The sequence below is a fragment of the Methylococcus geothermalis genome, assembly GCF_012769535.1.
GTDB classification, from domain to species: Bacteria; Pseudomonadota; Gammaproteobacteria; order Methylococcales; family Methylococcaceae; genus Methylococcus; species Methylococcus geothermalis.
In genome coordinates this window covers 285,576-303,411 of record NZ_CP046565.1, presented here as the reverse complement: position 1 = coordinate 303,411, position 17,836 = coordinate 285,576, and the positions used below count along the sequence as shown (strand labels likewise).

At 63.5% G+C, this 17,836-nt stretch carries 17 protein-coding genes; 8 read left to right on the top strand and 9 right to left on the bottom strand.

The window, feature by feature from the left end:
• Window positions 1–51: 51 nt before the first annotated feature.
• From GNH96_RS01395 to GNH96_RS01370, 4 genes are all read right to left on the bottom strand, one after another.
• The gene (locus tag GNH96_RS01395) at window positions 52–1,509 is read right to left on the bottom strand and encodes an ATP-binding protein (protein WP_169601589.1); all 1,458 of its coding nucleotides are present in this window, start codon (window positions 1,507–1,509) and stop codon (window positions 52–54) included.
• Entirely contained in the window at window positions 1,502–3,616 is a 2,115-nt protein-coding gene (locus tag GNH96_RS15840; RefSeq protein ID WP_223163451.1) for a DUF559 domain-containing protein, read from the bottom strand. Before GNH96_RS15840 ends, GNH96_RS01395 begins: the two co-directional genes overlap by 8 nt.
• Entirely contained in the window at window positions 3,613–6,393 is a 2,781-nt protein-coding gene (locus tag GNH96_RS01375; protein WP_169601587.1) for a type I restriction endonuclease subunit R, read from the bottom strand. Before GNH96_RS01375 ends, GNH96_RS15840 begins: the two co-directional genes overlap by 4 nt.
• Before the next feature lie 76 nt (window positions 6,394–6,469).
• Window positions 6,470–7,525: a Fic family protein gene (locus GNH96_RS01370; protein WP_169601585.1), complete on the bottom strand. Its 1,056-nt coding sequence runs from the start codon at window positions 7,523–7,525 to the stop codon at window positions 6,470–6,472.
• A 162-nt stretch (window positions 7,526–7,687) separates the two neighbouring features.
• Between GNH96_RS01370 and GNH96_RS16155 the strand changes: the two genes are divergently transcribed.
• The 8 genes from GNH96_RS16155 to GNH96_RS01335 all read left to right on the top strand — a co-directional run bounded on the left by GNH96_RS16155 (window position 7,688) and on the right by GNH96_RS01335 (window position 14,502).
• Window positions 7,688–7,813, top strand: a complete 126-nt coding sequence (locus tag GNH96_RS16155; protein WP_267313385.1) for a hypothetical protein — start codon at window positions 7,688–7,690, stop codon at window positions 7,811–7,813.
• Window positions 7,814–8,003: 190 nt separating this feature from the next.
• Complete coding sequence (locus tag GNH96_RS01365; RefSeq protein WP_169601583.1) at window positions 8,004–8,609, top strand: tetratricopeptide repeat protein; 606 nt, start codon at window positions 8,004–8,006, stop codon at window positions 8,607–8,609.
• Between the two features lie 69 nt (window positions 8,610–8,678).
• Entirely contained in the window at window positions 8,679–9,395 is a 717-nt protein-coding gene (locus GNH96_RS01360) for an ion channel (RefSeq protein WP_169601581.1), read from the top strand.
• 46 nt (window positions 9,396–9,441) lie between these two features.
• The gene (locus GNH96_RS01355; RefSeq protein ID WP_169601579.1) at window positions 9,442–9,954 is read left to right on the top strand and encodes a DUF4136 domain-containing protein; all 513 of its coding nucleotides are present in this window, start codon (window positions 9,442–9,444) and stop codon (window positions 9,952–9,954) included.
• Between the two features lie 256 nt (window positions 9,955–10,210).
• Window positions 10,211–11,050, top strand: coding sequence for a DUF2092 domain-containing protein (locus tag GNH96_RS01350; protein ID WP_228719954.1), 840 nt, complete (start codon window positions 10,211–10,213; stop codon window positions 11,048–11,050).
• A 20-nt stretch (window positions 11,051–11,070) separates the two neighbouring features.
• On the top strand, window positions 11,071–12,141 hold the full coding sequence (locus GNH96_RS01345; protein ID WP_169601577.1) for a DUF6515 family protein: 1,071 nt from the start codon (window positions 11,071–11,073) through the stop codon (window positions 12,139–12,141).
• Window positions 12,142–12,214: 73 nt separating this feature from the next.
• Entirely contained in the window at window positions 12,215–12,973 is a 759-nt protein-coding gene (locus GNH96_RS01340) for a DUF3313 domain-containing protein (protein WP_169601576.1), read from the top strand.
• 137 nt (window positions 12,974–13,110) lie between these two features.
• A complete protein-coding gene (locus GNH96_RS01335; protein ID WP_228719953.1) occupies window positions 13,111–14,502 on the top strand; it encodes a L,D-transpeptidase family protein in 1,392 nt (463 codons plus the stop codon).
• A gap of 7 nt (window positions 14,503–14,509) precedes the next feature.
• Here GNH96_RS01335 and GNH96_RS01330 read toward each other — a convergent pair whose 3' ends face one another.
• The 5 genes from GNH96_RS01330 to GNH96_RS01310 form a co-directional block, all read right to left on the bottom strand.
• Window positions 14,510–15,136: a YqgE/AlgH family protein gene (locus tag GNH96_RS01330; protein ID WP_228719952.1), complete on the bottom strand. Its 627-nt coding sequence runs from the start codon at window positions 15,134–15,136 to the stop codon at window positions 14,510–14,512.
• Between the two features lie 31 nt (window positions 15,137–15,167).
• A complete protein-coding gene (locus GNH96_RS01325) occupies window positions 15,168–15,485 on the bottom strand; it encodes a YceK/YidQ family lipoprotein (RefSeq protein WP_169601575.1) in 318 nt (105 codons plus the stop codon).
• A 128-nt stretch (window positions 15,486–15,613) separates the two neighbouring features.
• Window positions 15,614–16,837, bottom strand: coding sequence for a c-type cytochrome biogenesis protein CcmI (gene ccmI / locus GNH96_RS01320; RefSeq protein ID WP_169601574.1), 1,224 nt, complete (start codon window positions 16,835–16,837; stop codon window positions 15,614–15,616).
• Between the two features lie 4 nt (window positions 16,838–16,841).
• Complete coding sequence (locus GNH96_RS01315) at window positions 16,842–17,303, bottom strand: cytochrome c-type biogenesis protein (RefSeq protein WP_169601573.1); 462 nt, start codon at window positions 17,301–17,303, stop codon at window positions 16,842–16,844.
• Window positions 17,300–17,827: a DsbE family thiol:disulfide interchange protein gene (locus GNH96_RS01310; RefSeq protein WP_228719951.1), complete on the bottom strand. Its 528-nt coding sequence runs from the start codon at window positions 17,825–17,827 to the stop codon at window positions 17,300–17,302. The genes GNH96_RS01315 and GNH96_RS01310 overlap by 4 nt, the downstream gene beginning before the upstream one ends.
• Between the last annotated feature and the right edge of the window lie 9 nt (window positions 17,828–17,836).

Sequence of the window (17,836 nt, the reverse complement as noted above, 5' to 3'; positions counted from 1 at the left end):
TTAAAAATCGTGCTGGGCTTGGGCCTGGCCATCAAGTAGCCATCAAATAGCTCAAGCCCAGTGCGGCACATACCGCCTGAGCTTCGGTGCCGCGTCTCGGTCGTGCAGCTTGACGGCACCTGCTGTCAGTGCCTCCTTGATCAGCCGCGACGCCGTGGCGCTGTTTTTGGGGTCGATGCCGAAGCGCTCCCGCAACGAGGTATTGGTCATGAATTCCCGCTGCACATAACGCAGGCAGGCATGCAGGTACACGGCCCGTACCCGATCATCTTGATCCATCTTGGTCAGGGGCCGCGGAGCGAACAAGGTCGAGCGTGTTGAGTCGCCCACCGTCTCGAACGCGGGGGCTGGAAGTTGGTAGAACTCCGTCTGGAACACGACCTTGTCCACGCCGCTGCCACGCTCCTCGCAGATGCCCATGCGGCGCATCAATGAAGCCAAGCCTTCGTTGCGCGAGCGAGGGGGCGTGTCCAGCATCCGGGCCGTTTCCACCAAGGGGGTGCCCGGATTGGTGATCTCCATCCGGTCATCAAAGATTTCAACCATCGGCCCGCTTCCGGTGACAGAAAAATCTTGATGAATCAGCGCATTGGCCACCAGTTCTCGAATCGCCAATTCGGGGTACACCGGTACCGCCTTGCGCAGTGCCTGGCCAATCACCTCATTGACCGGCAGCAAGCCATTGATAAAGCCGATCAACCCCTCGAATCCAGCCGCATAGCCTCGGCCGTCTGACTGCTCACGCAGGGTTTCGACGCGGCCCTTGCCCTTGTAAACAATCACGCGCACCGCCTTGCGCTGCAGCCGGTCGAAATCCGCCAATCGCTTGGCCAACAGCACGGCGCCAAGGTTCATGACATTCCAGTGGCCACCGCCGACAGGCTCGATCAGTCGGTCTGCGGCCAGCGCTTCCAAAATGGCCGTGCGGCCATCGGGCAACGGCCGGTTGATCAAGTCAAAGTAGCTTGGGTAATCCAGTCGCCTCAGCACCTCATCTGCGCTCAATTTTTCGGCCGCCGGCAAGCGCTCGAACGGCGTGGCGTCCAATACGCGCCACAGCGCGCGCTCCTTCTCCTGGAAGTCCTTCAGGCGCTTTTTGTAAGAACCGATGCGGATGAACGCGGCACCGGCAAACTGCACCGGATGCCGGTAGGCGCAGTCAATTTCAAGCAGCACCAGAGGTTTGCCCTCCACCTCAAGCCGGACAAAATGGAAACCGATCTTGGGGGTCAATTGCCGCAGCATCCAATTTTCCAGCTCTTCATTGCCAATGCGCTTGCGGCCCGGGTCGAAGCTCGTCCCCAACAGCGCGTGGCTTGCGTCATCCACCCCCCACAGCAGATAGGCATGGGCCTTGCCCTCCACGGCCGCCGTGTTGGCCAGGGCCGAGATGTATTCGCCGATTTCCTGCGGCTCGGCATTGTTGAGCTTGAACTCCAGCCAACCGGTTTCCCGCGGCAGGGCGCACAACTCGCGCACGAGGCTGGCCCAATACTGCTCGTCACGCATTCGACGACTCCCTGGCCTTGCGCCCGCGCGGCTTCTTCTGCGTATCTTTCGCCTCACGCTCGGCGCGGATGCGTTCCAGCAACACACTGGCCGGTTCGTCGTTGGGGTCTTGCGGCACCAGTTGGCCGGAGAAGGCGGCGCGCAGGATGTTTTGGCGCTGGGCGGCGGATTGTTTGAGGGCGAGTTCGATGGATCGTCCTTGGCTCTCAATACTGGCTACAGCAACAGAGATGCTCTCAACTATCACTCTTTGTTCGGCCAATGATGGAACGGGTACTTGTAATGCCAGAAAAGATTCTTTTGTTAAGTGATTAATAGTGCTTCCGGTAAATGTCTCGGCTAATCGACCGATCTTCGCAACAAACTCCAAGAAGGCAATCAGCAATTCTGGTTCATACATGCCAAAGAGCCGTACGCGATGCAACGCTTTTTGATACTTGAAACCCTCATGTTCCCTTTTGCAAATAGCCGCTCTACCAGGCTCTCCACCTTCACAAACCAACACATCTCCGGCGCGCAGTCCATATCTTTCAAGTTCATCAGGATCAAAGAACATCTCATAGACGTCGTCAATATCAATACTTCCCCATCGAACATTGACGTTCCTCAGATATGGCAATTTCTTCCCGGATGTATGTTTGGTCTTATCAAGCATTTTTCCTAAAAATACTTCACCAATTTGATCCAAGCTCGCCCACACCCACCCCTCCGGCAATTGTGGCAAGCCGGTGGTGTCGGGCGGCACCGGCTCGGGGTATTTCTTTTGCCAATCCTTGGGCGGGGTTTTGCCTTGGGCGGCGTATTTGGCGAGTTGCTTGGCTTCCCAGCGGGCGCGGCGCTCTTTGAGGATGCGTTCGAGCAGTTGCGCGCCGGTTTCGGTTTCAAGCCCCTCCCCCCTCGCGGGGGAGGGGTTGGGGAGAGGGGGCTTTTGCTGCAACGCCTCATAAATCGCATCCAAAACAGCCTCAGGCTGGGCCCGCCATTGGTTATTCCAGAATCGCAACACACGGAAGCCCTGCGACCGTAACCAGCCATCGCGCGCGGCGTCATAATCTTGTTGGTCGGTGTGCTGGCTGCCATCCAGTTCGATAATCAGCCGTTTGTCAAAGCAGACAAAATCCACAATGTATGGGCCAAGCGGTTGTTGGCGGCGGAATTTACAGCCGGCAAAACGCTTGCCACGCAATTGCTGCCATAAGGCTTGCTCATGCGGTGTCTGATTGCGGCGTAATTCGCGGGCATGTTGTTGTTGCAGGGGGCTGGTGTGTTGATGCGCTTTTGCCCCCTCTCCCCCAGCCCCTCCCCCGCCAGGGGGGAGGGGGGCAAGTGCCGCTTCGTTCGGCTTCAGCGAGTGGAGAGTCGGTGTCACCCCTGCACTTGGATGAGGAGTATGAGCGCATGGAGCCCCTCCCCCTCGATGGGGGAGGGGTTGGGGAGAGGGTGATTTTCTCCGCTCGCGCCACTCGGCAGTGAGCGCGCCTTCCACGGCGGCTTTGAGCAGCGACTGGCGGTACTGCGCGAGCTTCTTCTGCGCGGCCTTGAGCTCGGCCACGCCCGCGTCGAGGTCGGACAGCAGTTCTTCGAGTTTGGCGACGATGCGGGTTTGTTCGGCGGAAGGCGGGATGGGAACTTCAACGGTTCTCAGCCATTTCGTCGGCACTCGCATCTGTCCCGCCGTGCCGGTCATGTTCGCGCGAGCGAGCTTGCGGAATGCTGGTTGCGAGAGATACGAGGCGATCCATGAATTCGCGACTCCCTTCGCTGCACGAAGAACGTGGAACTCGGTCGAACCGTAGCCAACGTGATGCGGCAGTTCGGGCACGAGACCACCCTTTCCGTTTTCCATGCAAGGTGTGATTTTCGCCAGCAGAATATCGCCGGACGCAAACGCGGTATAGCCCTTTCGGACTTCGCCAAGCGGTCGAAGCTGGGTCGTGTCAACGCCGCCAAAGTTCTCGGCTACAGCAGCCATCGGAACGAAATGCACCAGCTGGCTATCGGGAGCATCTTCGACCTTGACGGCCGGAGCGATGTCTGTGACTTCGTCGAGACACGCGACAGCCCATGAAGTGGGCAGCGCACCCGCGCTCACATTTGAATGACTCACGCCACCAACTCCCGATTCATTTCATCCATCAATCCATCCAGTTCCTTGTCAAACAAGGTCCAGGCTTTTTGCAGGCCGCCCTTGTCGGCCAGTTCGGCGTAATCAAAATCGTTGCGGCTGATGCTGCAAGAGCTTGCGATGTGGTCTTTCATCAGGCGCAGCCATTCGGTTTGTTCGGGCGTAAAGGCGGTGCCGCGCTGGGCGTTGTGGCGGAAGATCCAGGTCTGAAAGCGTTTGTCCACTTCGTCGGCAAAGGGTTTGAGCTCAGTCTCCAGCCCCAGCGCAAAGCGCAGCAGGCTGACCAGATCGGTGAGCTGGCGTTTGCGGTCGGCGCCCTTCACCTGGTTGGTCTGAACGCGGGCGTAGGCGCTCCACAGGCGTTCGGTGGTGAGCATCAGCGGCGGTTTGCTCAGGTGTGCGTGCAGGTCTTCGAGCATCTCGAAGGTGAGGGCGCGGCGCTGATAGGGCTGCTGGTAGAAAAAGCCGAGGGCGGCGATTTCGTCTTTGTGCTGGGCGAGGTAGTCGGCAAAGGTCTGGATCAACGCCTTGGCCTGCGTTTCGGCCTGCTCTGAAAAGCCGGAGAAGGTGACCTGATCGAGGTTGATGTGGTCGATGAGCTGCTCGCGCTCGCGGCGACAGCTTTCGATCTCGTCACGCAGTTCGGGTTTGTCGAAAGGTGCGCAGGCGGCGGCCACGCGCTGTTGGCGCGCGGCTTCGATTTCTGCGGGCAGCAGGGTGTCTTCGCTGCGGGTGATGCCCTGGGCTTTGGCGGTGGCCAGCGCGGTTTGCACGATGGCGTCCGGGTCCAGCGCGGCCATCAGGCCCTTGCCGAGTTCGCCCACCGGCACGCCGCCGCTGGCCTTCTCGATGCGCGCCTGCGCTTTGTCGTCCAACTGTTTGGCCAGCCGCACCAGGCGGTTGGCGAGGGAGAGCACGGTGTCGTCGTCGCGGTGGCCCAAGGCGACGGCTTGCAGCAGGTCTTTGAGCGGCACGCCGGGTTTCTTTTCCAGCGGGCGGCTTTCGGTTTTCAGTGACTTTTCCACACCCACGGCGTCGATCAGCACAAAGCGGGTCTTGGGCCCGTCGGCGCTGTTGCTGACGCGCTTGAGGCCGTCGGCATCGAGGCTGCGCACGCCCCGGCCTTTCATCTGCTCGTAGTAGCCGCGCGAACGCACGTCGCGCATGAACAGCAGCACTTCCAGCGGCTTGACGTCGGTGCCGGTGGCGATCATGTCCACGGTGACGGCGATGCGCGGGTGGTAGTCGTTGCGAAAGCTGCTCAAGACACTGTCGGGGTCTTCCTCGGCGCGGTAAGTCACTTTCTTGCAAAAGGCGTTGCCCTGGCCGTAGACCTCACGCACGATCTGGATGATGTCGTCGGCGTGGCTGTCGGTCTTGGCGAAGATCAGCGTCTTGGGCGTTTCCTTGCGGTTCGGGAAGATCTGCGTTTCCACGGCCGTTTTCATGGCCTGAATCACCTGACGGATCTGGCTGGGGTTGACCACGGAGCGGTCCAGCTCCTTGGCCGAGTAGGCGATGTCTTCTTCGGTTTCGGCCCAGCGCTTTTTGCGGGTTTGGCGGTCGCGATGGTCCACCCATTGTTTGGCCTTGAGTTCGGCGCCTTTCTGGGTGATTTCGGTTTCGATCTCGTACACGTCGTAGCCGACGTTGACGCCGTCGGCCACCGATTGCTCGTAGGTGTATTCGGCGACGATGTTTTCATTGAAGAAGCCGAAGGTGCGCTTGTCGGGCGTGGCGGTGAGGCCGATCAGGAAGGCGTCGAAGTAGTCGAGCACCTGCTTCCACAGGTTGTAGATGCTGCGGTGGCACTCGTCGATGATGATGAAGTCGAAGGTTTCCACCGGCACGGCCGGGTTGTGGCGGACCAGCTTTGCCTGCTTGGCCGTTTGCTGCACTTCGTTGAGCGAAATGTCTTCGGCGGATTCGTCCAGCGGCTCGCCCGAGAGGATGGAATACATGCGCTGGATGGTGCTGATGCACACCTGCGAATGCGGGTCGATGCTGGATGAGGCCAGCCGCTGCACGTTGTACAGCTCGGTGAACTTGCGGCCATCGTCCGGCGGGGTGTAGGCCATGAACTCCTGATGCGCCTGTTTGCCCAGGTTGCGGGTATCCACCAGGAACAGGATGCGCTTGGCCCCGCCGAACTTGAGCAGGCGATAGACCGAGGTGATGGCGGTGAAGGTTTTGCCCGCGCCGGTGGCCATGTGGACCAGGGCGCGAGGCTTGTTCAAGGCCAGTGATTTTTCCAACCCGGTGACGGCGCTGATTTGGCAATCGCGCAGGTTTTGGGTGGGCAGCGCGGGCATGTGCTCGGCCAGGCGGCGGCGCAGGGTTTCGCTTTGCGCGAGCCAGGTGGCCAGGGTTTCAGGCTTGAAGAAGTGGAAGATTTCGCGCGAACGCGGCAGCGGGTCGGCGCCATCGGTGAATCTGATGATCTGGCCCGTGGCCTCGAACAGGAAGCGCAGCGGGGTGCTGTCCTTGCGCCACTTGAGCGTGGCATTGGCGTAGCGCTCGGTCTGGTTTTCGGTGACGGTGAGGTTTTCGCCCGCGATGTCCTTCTTGGCTTCGATGACACCCACCGCTTGGCGGCTGACGAACAGCACGTAATCCGCCGGGCCGGTGTCGGTGGGGTATTCGCGCACGGCCACGCCCACGGCAGCGCCGAGGTTGAGCTGCTTCACGTCCTGAATGACCCAGCCCGCCTGCTGCAGCTTCTGGTCGATTTGCTGGCGGGCTTTGGCTTCTGGTGTCATGTGAGCGCCCCTCTTGCTGTAAGCGGGTCTATCGCCCAGCTTTCGCCGATATCGCGCATGTTGTCCGATAGCTTCTTCATGGCTTCACCCCTGTTTGCTCCCACTTCGCAGCGCGGCCTTTGCCCGTGGGCGCGATCAGCCCTTCGGCTTTCATGGCACGCAAGACGACGCGCACCATGTCGCGGCTGATGCCCGGGCAGGCCTCTTCGATCTCCGAGATCGAGAACGGCAGGTTGCGCTTGAGGATCTCGGCGCGCACACGGTCGCCCTTGGCTCCACGGCCTCGCTCGATGGTGCCCACTCGCTCTTCAAATTCCTTGTAGGCCCGCAGCAGCGCACCCCAGAAGTAGTCCAGCCACGGGGCGATGTTGTGCTCACCCTCGTGCCAGCCTTGCGAACTGGCCTCCAGCGTTTGGTAGTAGCTCTCCTTCGATTCTTCGAAGATGCGCTCCAGGCTGATGAAGCGGCCTACCGCGTAGTCGAAGTGATAGAGCAATTGCAGGGTCAGCAGCCGTGCCATGCGGCCGTTGCCATCCGGGAAGGGGTGGATGCAGAGAAAATCGAGGATGACCAGCGGGACCAGCACCAGTGGGTCGGCCAAGTGCTGATCCAGCGCAGAGCGGTAGCGCGCGATCAGGTCCGCCATCGCCATGGGCGTGAGGTGCGCGGGCACTGGCCGGAAGCGAACGCGTGAGCTGCCGTCGGGGTGGCGCTCGATGATGTCGTTGTTGGTGGCTTTCCAGTGCCCGCCCGGCTGCGGAAGGTAGCGATACAGCATGCCGTGCAGTTGCAGGACGGTGCCCTCCGAAAACGGCATTTGCTCGCCGCTTTCGTGGATCAGGCCCAGCGCGTCACGGTAGCCGGCCACCTCTTGCTCGGAGCGGCTCTGCGGTGTGGCGTTCTTGAGCACAAGCGACTTCAGGCGGTGCGCCGCGACCACTACGCCCTCCAGCCGGTTGGATGACTCGGTGGACTCCACCACGGCCACCTGCCGCAAGTCGCTCAGCACCTCGGGCGACTGCGCCACGTAGAGCTGCTGCTTGCCCCGGTACTCGCCCAGCGCGCGCAGCGTCGCCAGTTGCTGGGCATCGAAGCGCAGCCTGACGAGGTAGTCGGGCAAGAGCGAGTGCAAGAAGGATCTCGTGGGCCGTCAATGGGGTCATCGTACCCTGAATTGGGGTAATGCGCTACGCCATTACCCCTATAAATGAATGATTACCCTATTTGGCGGCGCTTGGCTTGCCTGTCGTTCAGCGCATGAATGGTGGCGTCATCCATCACCCCGGAGCCTGCCATGACCACCAAGCCCGCCGCCCTCGACACCTACCTCCTCGAGGCGGCATTGGAGCCATTCCGGCTGATCGGCGCGGATCTCGGGGAGGAAGACGACCGGCTGGAATCGGCATTCGACCGCACGTGAACCGCACGAATGCCGTAAGCTATGCTGTGCGTAGTCGATCTGACTTGATGGAATCCGAATCCTAAAGATGTTTTCCCCACGCAGGCTCCAACGCCAAGTTCCCACTCGCCGCGCATCCATGAGGCATCTCGCGGCATGGTTTCTCACGGCTGTTCTTTGCGGCGCGGCGTACGCCGACGGGGACGCCGGCATGAAGGCCGTCGAGCGCGGCGATTACCCGGCCGCATTGCGGGAGTTCAAGCAGGCGGCCGAACGGGGCGATCCCGCGGCCCAGGTCAATCTCGGCAATCTCTACATGAAGGGGCTGGGCGTCGAACAGGATTACGCCGCCGCCGAGCGCTGGTATCGCCAGGCTGCCGACCATGGCGATCCCATCGGGCAGGGCAAGCTCGGCATCCTCTATTACTACGGTCTCGGCGTGGACAAGAACACCGACGAAGCCGCCCGCTGGTTTGTCAAAGCTGCGGAACAGGGGGAGCCCAGCGCGGCGGCGGTGCTGGGTTCGATGTACGCCGAAGGCGAGGGCGTGATCCGCGACAATGTGAAGGCTTATTACTGGTACACGCTGGCTGCGGACGGGGGGCAGACGGATGCGCTGGAAGCGCGTGCCACCCTCGTCGATGAAATGACGCCTGGCGAGATCGGCGAAGCCTTGCAGCGGGTCGGCGAGTGGCGGGAGGCGCAGCTCAAGGCGGCCAAGGCGTCGGCCAAGGAGGGCAAGGCGGCCGAGCCTGCCAGCGGGAAAGGAAAAAACCGCGCCGGCGGTGGCTGCGCTCGCAAGAAATCCCCGAAATAGCGGGTAAACTTTCCGATAAAGCGCCGCGTCAGAGCGTCATCCGGGATCGACCATGCCGAGTCTTCTTTCATGAGGGAATCCGCACGCGGCAAATCTCCTCTGCCGCGCGTCCTGCCGGGCCACTTTCTCGGCTTCGGACGGGGGCCGCACTATTACGTCTATTTGCTGGCAACGCTGATCGTGCTCCTCATCATCAGCGCCGTGACGGAACGGCTGGTGGTCCGGATCGTGGAGCAGCTGATCATGATCGGCACCCTCATCTCCGGCACCCTGGCCACCGGCAGGACGCCCATCCAGATCGCGCTGACGGTCACGGCGGCCTTCGTCATGTTCGTGGCCGGCTGGGCCCGTCTGTTCGTGCCGGAAACCTACTGGCTCACGGTCGTCTGGCTGACATTCAGCTTCCTGTTTTTCTCCCGCGTCACGCTCGCGCTGGCCTGGGACATCTTCTCCAGCCGGGCGAATGTTTCCCCCAGCCTGCTGTACGGCGCCGTCAGCGTCTATCTGCTGATGGGATTCACTTTCTCCAACGCCCATTTCCTGCTGGAAACCGTGTCGCCCGGGTCTTACCAGTGCGGCGCGCCACAGTGCCACCAGGAACCCGTGTCGCCCGCCTACCTGTATTTCAGCTTCGTCACGCTTGCGACCGTCGGCTACGGCGACATCGTGCCGCTGAGCCGGGTGGCGGGCATGCTGGCCTACATGGAGGCGATCGCCGGCCAGATGTACGTGGCGATCCTGGTGGCTCGGCTGGTCGGCATGCAGTTGTCCCAATCCAGAGATTGAACGCATCGGAGGAGAAACCGTGCATTCCAATACGAAAGGGAGGTGGATGTCGGCAGCGTCCGGCTCGCTCGTTCTTGCGCTGCTTATGGCTTGCGCTGCGATCCAGGTGGATACCGGTTTCGACCGGAACGCCGATTTTTCGCGGTACAAGACCTATTTTTGGCTCGGCCGTCCGGCGTCCGGCAATGCGTCGGTGGACCGGCGCATCGTCGAACTGGTCGACGCCGCGCTACGTTCCAAGGGCTGGCGCAAGGTCGGCGAAGGCAAGGGGGATGCCGCCTTGGACGCGGAGGTCCTGACCGAGGAAGAGGAGCGCAACGACACCTATTATGACGGCTGGACGCTCAATCAGAACCTCGGGCCCGCCGACACGGTGGTGACGACCTTCCGGGAAGGAACACTGATCGTGAATGTCCTCGATGGCCGTTCCATGCGTCCCGTCTGGCGGGGCGTGGCGCATGAAACCATCTCCGAGAATCCGGCCGAGAACGAGGCGCTGGCCGGCCAGGCGATTGCGAAGATGTTCGCGGCTTTTCCGCCGGCGCCGGCGTCCCACTAGGATAAGTGCCCGCTCAGGGTTTGTGCTCTCACTTCGATGTTGTAGGCTTGTTCGCGCGTGTCACCGCGCGGCGTCACTCTCGCGATGGCAGATCTTTGGCCGCATGGGCCTCCGGTACCGAAAAGCCCTAGCTTCGGCGTTTCCGACCGCTCGCCCCCTCCCGGCCCCCGAAGCCGACGATTCGAGGGGGCGGGCGCGGCATGTCGCGGACCGGCGTCGTCGGTGCCTTGTTCCGCTTCGACCAATGGAGGATGTGGTGAAACAGAATCAACGGATACGCCATCCCGGCGCACTGGTGCTCGCCGGACTGCTGATATGCGCTGGCGGCGGCTGGGCCACCGCGGCCGACAAACCGGCGCCGAAGCCAGCCGCTACCGCAGAGAGTACGCAGGAGCAGGTGATCGGCCCGCAGGTAGACCTGTTGCTTCGTCAGATGGGGGACTACCTCAAGTCGGCCAAGGAGTTTTCGGTGCACGTGGATGTGCTGTACGACGATCTTCTCGCCTCCGGTCAGAAAATCCAGCTCGCGGCATACGACGACATCGCGGTCCGGCGTCCCGACCGTTTCCGGGTCCGGTATCGGACCGATACGGGCGGGAAGCGCGCCTGGTACGACGGCAAGACCTTCACCCTGCTGGACGAGGCGCACGGCACCTATGCCACCGAGCAGACGCCGGCGGGCATCGACGCCACGCTGGACTATCTCATCACCCAGCTCGGCTTCACGCCGCCGCTGTCCGACCTTTTGTACAGCGACCCCTATGCGATCCTGAAGCAGCATGCGGTATTCGGCTTTTATGCCGGATTGAGCGAGGTGGAAGGCGCGCCGTGCCATCATCTCGCCTTCGTCGCCAAGAACGTGGACTGGCAGCTCTGGATCGACGACGGCAAATTGCCGCTGCCAAGGAAATTCGTCATCACCTATAAGACGCTTCCCGGCGCGCCGCAGTACATGGCGGTACTGTCGGATTGGGACTTCGCCAGCCGGCTGCCGGATTCCGCGTTCGGTGCGGCGCTCCCGCCCAAGGCCGAGCGCATCGATTTTCTGAAGGCCGTGGCGTCCGGCAAGAAAGAACAGGCGAAGAAAGCGCCTTGAAGCGAGCGGAGGACAAGAGCATGAATCGGGATACCGGAGTTGAGAACCGTCTGGGCATCGCGGTCTTGGGGCTGCTGCTGGCCGGCCTGGGCCACTCACAGATTGCCGGCGCGCATGGCGGTTTCGGTGGTGGTTTCGGGGGAGGCCGTTTCGGCGGCGGATTCGGTGGGGGAGGGTTCGGCGGCCATGTCGGGGGCGGCGGTTTCGGCCAGCGGATGGGCGGCGACCGCGGCGAAGACGGACAGCGTTATGGCGGCACCGGAGTAGGTGGCGGCAGTTTCGGCGGCGGCGGCCTCGGCAGCGTCAGGGCATCCGACGGCGCCGACGGCGCTGGACACGACTGGCGGCAGAACGCCAACCGCGATTTCGGGAATGGAGGCCAGGGCTTCCAGCGCCCGGAAGACCGCCAGGAGGCGACGCCGGCCCAGCGCCAACAGGACCGGGACAATGAAGTCAACACGGCTCAGCAGAATCGCGACAAGGAAATAAACACCGTCCAGCAGAATGCCTACAAGCAGCAGGATGCCATGGCGCAGTACCACTACGAACAGGCGACGCAGCTTCAGAAGAACCGCTACGATTATTACGGCGGCGGCAATTATTACGGGCCGGTGTTTTTCGGCGGCACCTGGGGCGGCTACTACGGCGGCATGGCGATGATGGGCATGATGGAAGGCCTGATGATCGGCGAAATGGTCGCTTCGGTCCCGCGCAATTCGACGCCCGTCGTGGTCGAGAACAACACCTATTACTACTCGAACGGTGCCTATTACCTGCCGCAGGGTTCGGGCTACGTGGTGACTCCGCCGCCGCTGGGGGCGACCGTGACCAGCCTGCCGCCATCCTGCGCCACGGTCTACAGCGGACCGCAGCCTTATTCCGACTGTGGCGGCGCGTTCTACACGCCGTCCAACGGCGGCTACACGGTAGTCATGCCGCCACCGGGCCTGACCGTGAATTCGCTGCCCGGCGGCGCGGCGACCCACACCGTCAACGGCGTCAAGTATTACGAATTCGGCGGGGTCTGGTACCGGCCGTTCTACAGCGGCAGCGACGTGGTCTACCAGGTCGTCAACAGTCCGAACGCTTGACAGCCGGCCGTTTCCGGACGGCCGCCGTGAGGACTTCAACTTCAAACCAAACATGGAACAGGGGAGTGGCGAGATGCCTTTATTTCACGATTCTTCCAGCCGCACCGGCGCCCTGCTTGCCGTTGCGGCAGTCGCATGTCTGTGTGGCTGCAGCGCGACCAAGCAGGCCCGCGATGTCGAGCCATCGGGATTCCTGGGGAGTTATTCCAGTCTGCGCAAGGGCAAGGGAGAGGAGCCCCTGCTCGTCTATGCCAATCCGGCCGCCGACTGCCGGAAATACACCAAGGTGATGATCGACCCGGTGACGCTATGGGCGAAATCGGGCGACTCCTGGCTGCAGAAGCTGGAACCCAAGGATCGCGACATGCTGCGCAAGCTCGGCACCGATACCCTGCTGGACGTGATGAACAAGGCTCGGTTCGAGGTCGTGAGCCGGCCCGGTCCCGACGTGATGCGGGTCCGCTTGGCCCTGACCGAGGCCGAAAAGGCCAATGTGCTGTTGAAGGAAGGCACCGTGCTGGCGCCGTATGTCACCGCCCCCGCTGCGCTCTATTCGGAAACCACCGGGCAGGCCTTGTTCACGGGGGATGCGGCATTCGAGCTGGAGATCCTCGATTCCCTGACGGGACAGCGCATGTATGCCGCCGCGGACAAACGGGTCGGCAAGCTCGACGTCCGGGATTTCCACGAATGGGATGATGTGAAAGAGGCGTTCAAGTCCTGGGGCGAGCGGGGCGCGCGGCGGCTGGTGCAGTGCCGGATGACAGGCTCGTTCGTCTCTAGCCCCAAGGAGCAGAGCTTTGAGGAAAAGATCGACGACAATGTGCCTTGAACCGTACGGGAGTCGCGCCGTGGAGCGAAATTAGAATTCAAGGACCCGCAGGGGGTATTCGTCGTGTTGGCGTCGATAGCGCCGCGGCGGGCGCCGCCATCGGCGCAGTGGCATGCATGCTGCTTGCCGCATTCGGTATGAACACCTCACTTTTCCCGGTCTTTGTTTCGGTTCGCCGCCTGTGCGGCCATTTCTCCCTCCGTCTGCCGCAGCGGTTGCTGTTCGTGGCGGCGGCCAGCGCACTGCTCGGAGGCTGTGCCTTCACGCCGCCGCCACGGGAGGCGCCTCCGAGTCCGCCGCCGCTTCCGGTCGCGGTCGAGAAACACCAGTTCAGCGTGGCCGGAGACGAAAGCGTGGTCGGCCATCTGGCGTCGGTCGAGACCCGCGAGGGCGACACGCTGTCGGACATCGCCCGCCACTATGGCCTGGGGTTTCGGGAACTTACCGAAGCCAATCCCGGCCTCGACCCCTGGGTGCCGGAAGCCGGCCGCCGGCTGGTGCTGCCTCTGCAGTTCACTCTGCCCGATGCCCCGCGCAAGGGAGTGGTCATCAACCTGGCGACGATGCGGCTCTATCATTTCCCGCCCAAATCCGCGGACGGGGCCGTGTCCACCTATCCGGTCGGCATCGGCAAGGAAGGGCGTTCGACGCCGACCGGCTACATGACGGTGGTCCGCAAGACCGAGTTTCCGACCTGGTATCCCACCGAGAACATCCGCAAGGATCACGCGCTCAAGGGCGATCCGCTGCCGGCGGCCGTGTCGCCCGGTCCCGACAATCCGCTCGGCGATTTCGCGATGTATCTCAGCCGGCCGCAGTACCTGATTCACGGCACCAACAAGCCTTACAGCATCGGGTTCCGCGCGAGCAACGGCTGCATCCGGCTGTACCCGGAAGACATCGCCGCGGTGTTCCCCGAGGTGAAGCCGGGGGCCGCCGTCCGCATCGTCAACCAGCCCTACCTGGTGGGCCGCAAGGGCGGGCAGGTCTACCTGGAGGCGCATGAGCCCTACGAGGAACTGAATCAGGCCAGGCTGAAAAGCGAGCTTACCGCCAAGCTGAAGCGTCTGGAGAAAAAGGAAGGCATCGTGCTGGACTGGCCCAAGGTGGAGCAGGTGCTTTCCGAGGCTCGGGGCATTCCCGTGCCGATCCAGGTGAATTCGCCGCCGGCGTCGGCCGCGCTGGCCCAGGCGACGCAGCTGCAGCGGCCTGCCGCCTGGTCGGGCCGGCCGGAGCTGCCGCCTGAAAATGCAAATGGCTGGCTGGTGAGGGCGGCGACCACGCGGGAAGAGCTGAGCGCCCGCCGCGTCGCCGCCGTGCTGAATCATCAGGGACCGCCCATTCCCGCGCGAGCGGTGAAGAGCGGTGACGGCTACGAGGTGCTGGCGGGTCCGTTCAAGGACGGCAAGGAGGCCAAATCGGCGGCGAAGCGCTTGAAGATCGACCTGGAGCTCGATGCCGAAGTGCGGCCGCCGGCCGATGCCGTGCGCGTCGCGGGGGCGAAGCCTTTGCCGCAGACCGGGCAGTGATGCCGGGCTAAAGGGGCAGGCCGGCGTGCTTGAGCGCCTGTTCCCACACGGCGTCCGGCTGGTCGGAGAAGATCAGGGCGGTGTCCGCCGGCGCGAGCAGCCAATCGCCGCGGGCGATCTCGCCGTCCAGTTGGCCCGGCGACCAGCCGGCATAGCCGAACAGCATCCGGACCTGGCGAGGGCCGCGGCCTTGTGCCAGGGCATCCAAGATATCCGGCCCGGTCGATAGCGACAGGCCCTTTTTCAGCACTCGGGTGCTGGCACCGGCGTAATCGTCGGAATGCAGGACGAAGCCCTGCCCGACTCCCACCGGACCGCCCAAGAACAGCTTGATCTCGCGCTGTTCTTTCGAGTGGAGCCCGAAGGCTTCCAGCAATTTCCCCAGGGGACCCGCCCCGGCGAGGCGGTTGACGATGAGGCCCATGGCGCCTCCCTCGTTGTGGCTGACGACATAGATGACGCTGTGCGCGAAGATGTTCGCGGGCATCTTTGGATGAGCGACCAGAAATTGTCCGGACGTATCGGAGCGTCCGCTCGGTATTTCCGGCGCCCGCACGTAGGCCACTGCCGCGGAGCCCAGAGCCAGGACAGCCGACAGGACGAGGAATGTCAGTAAGGAAGGGCGAGACGGCATGGCCGGAGTGTATCCCATGCCGCTCAGGGAATCACTTGCGCTTTCCTTTGGGGAAGTCTTCCGGGTGGTTGATGCGGTAGAGGTCGTAGGGCAGGGCCAGGGTGTCGAAGACGGCGCCCACCGGCAGGTCCAGCACGAACGCGGGGAACAGCAGCACGTGCATCCAGCCGGGATAGGGTAGTTTGCCGTTGACGGCTGCGTCGATGTCCGTCATGCCCTGCCGTGCGCCGGGATAGACGGTCCAGCCCTTCCTGGGCAACACATCGGTGCGGGCGCGGATGCTGGCGCACCCGCTTGCCAGGGTGGCGATCAGGATCAGGGCGACGGCCAGGCGGCGCTTCGTGTTCATGTGGTTGTTCTCTCCCGGCTACGATGTCGGAAAATGCGATGACGGCATGCAAGACGACCGGCGGATGAACCGACCGCCGCCGTAGCCGTCAATATAGCCTATCGGCGGCGCCGATGCTGCCGCCGGCGTCAGTTCACCACCTGTCCGATCTCCACCGCGTAACTGCCGCCGTCTTGCGCCTCCACCGGCGAGGTCAGGCCCTGCAGGTCGCCGGGCGCGGGCATGGCGTTGCCGGTCTTGGAGACGCGGGCACCGATGACGATGCGCGGGAAGGACGACAGCTTCATGCCGGGCGCCATCGCCATGCCGTCGTTCAGGGTGATTTCGGCCGGCAGGTCGCTGACTTTCTTGCGGCTGATGGCCAGGGGCATGGGCGGGCCTTCCGCCGCGCGGGCGAAGACGAAGACGACGTCATTGGGGCTCGCCTGGCCTTTCAGCTTGGCATCGAGGGTGACTTTCACCCGGATGCTCTTGCCCGCTTCGCCTTCGGCGCGAGCCGTGCTTGCCGTCTTGGCCTGGGGCGGGGTCCCGCCTTCCAGTTCGGCGATATAGCCGTCCAGTTGCCGCGTCTGCTCGCCGTCCGCGGGCAGCAGCGACCGGAGCTTCTTCCAGTATTCCACGGCCTTGGCCTTGTCCTCGCGTTCCGCCGCCGCGAGTCCGGCCAGCCAAAGGCCGTGCATGTGGTTCGGATGGCGCTGGAGGATGCCGTCGATGATCTCGGTCGGCCTGCCCTGGAGGCTGCCCTGGTTTGCTTCCCCGAGCGCCTGGGCGTAGAGCGCCTGCACATCGGGATTGTCGGGCGCCAGCTTCATCGCGAATTCGTAGGCCTGCACGGCCTTGTCCATCTGCTGGACCGCCAGCAGCGAACGGCCGAGCAACAGCCAGCCGTCCAGATCGTTGGGCTGCTGCTGGAGGCGCTTGGAGAGCTGCTCGATCCTCGCCTGCAAGTCCCCCGCGGCCATCCCGGGCTCCGCGGCCGCGACCGCGGCCGGCCGGGCGGCGATCAGGTCCATCCGGCCCAGCCCGCCATACAGCGCCAGGATGGCCAGCGGCAAGGCCGTCAGCACGACGATGAGAGCGGTTTTCCCGGCCTCCGGCTCCTGCCGGCGGGGCTTGGCCTCGGTGGCGGCCAGGTCGGCCAGGAGGTCGCGGTCGACGTCGTCGCCGAGCAGCTCGGCGGCCTTGCCGTCGCCCGCCTCGGCCGCAAGTTCTTCCCGCTTCTGCCGATGGATCAGCCAGTTGAGCCTCGCGCGGTCCACGCCGGGGGCGGATTTCTGTCCGAGCAGGGCGGGAAGGAAAAAGCCGTAGCCGGCCAGCAGCAGGGCTGCCGCCAGCACCCAAAACGATGTCATGTGATTACCCCTGGAATCGGTCTTTCAACTGCTGGAGGCGCCGGCGCTCTTCCGCGGAAAGCGCTTCTTCCTGCCGCACCGGATCGGCGCGCCGCTTGGCCTGCTTCCACAGGAAGACGGCGCCGCCGGCCAGCAGCAGGAACGGCCCGAGCCAGAGCAGCAGCGTGACGCTCTTGAACGGCGGGCGGTAGAGCACGAAGTCACCGTAGCGGTCGGTCAGGAACCGGACGGCTTCCTCGCTCGACTTGCCGCTCTGGATGATGTCGTAGACCTCGGTGCGCAGGTCCTTGGCCAGTTCGGCATCGGATTCGGCCAGCGACTGGTTCTGGCACACCAGGCAGCGCAAGTCCTTGATGAGCGTTTCGTAGCGCTCCTCTTTGGCGGGATCGTCGAACTGGCGGACTTCCATGGCATCGGCGGCTGGGCCGGCCAGGCAGGCGCAAAGGCAAAGGATCAGTCGTTTCATGCGGCGCCCTGCAATTCGCGAATCAGCGGCAGTATCTTGTTTTCGAGGTCTTCCGGGGTCACCGGCCCGGTCTGCTTGTAGCGGATCACGCCGTGCTGGTCGACCAGGAAGGTTTCCGGCACGCCGTAGACGCCCCATTCGATCCCCATCTTGCCGTCCTCGTCGAAGGCGCTGGCCTGGTAGGGATCGCCGAAGCGCTTCAGCCAGGCCAGGGCGTCGTCGCGGGTATCCTTGTAGTTGAGGCCGTAGACCGGGACGATGCCGCGCTTGGCGAAGTCCACCAGCACGGGATGCTCCTGGCGGCAGGAGACGCACCAGGACGCCCAGACATTGAGGAGGAACACCTGTCCCTTGAGCCGGTCCAGGCTCAGGGTGCGGTCGGCCGCGGCCACCTCCGGCAGCGAGAACGCCGGGGCCGGTTTGCCGATGAGGGGTGAGGGTACTTCGCGGGGGTCCAGGGTCAGGCCCACGCCCAGCAGGACGACCAGCAGGACGAAGATGACGAGTGGGATGGCGAAGCGCATGCGCGTTGT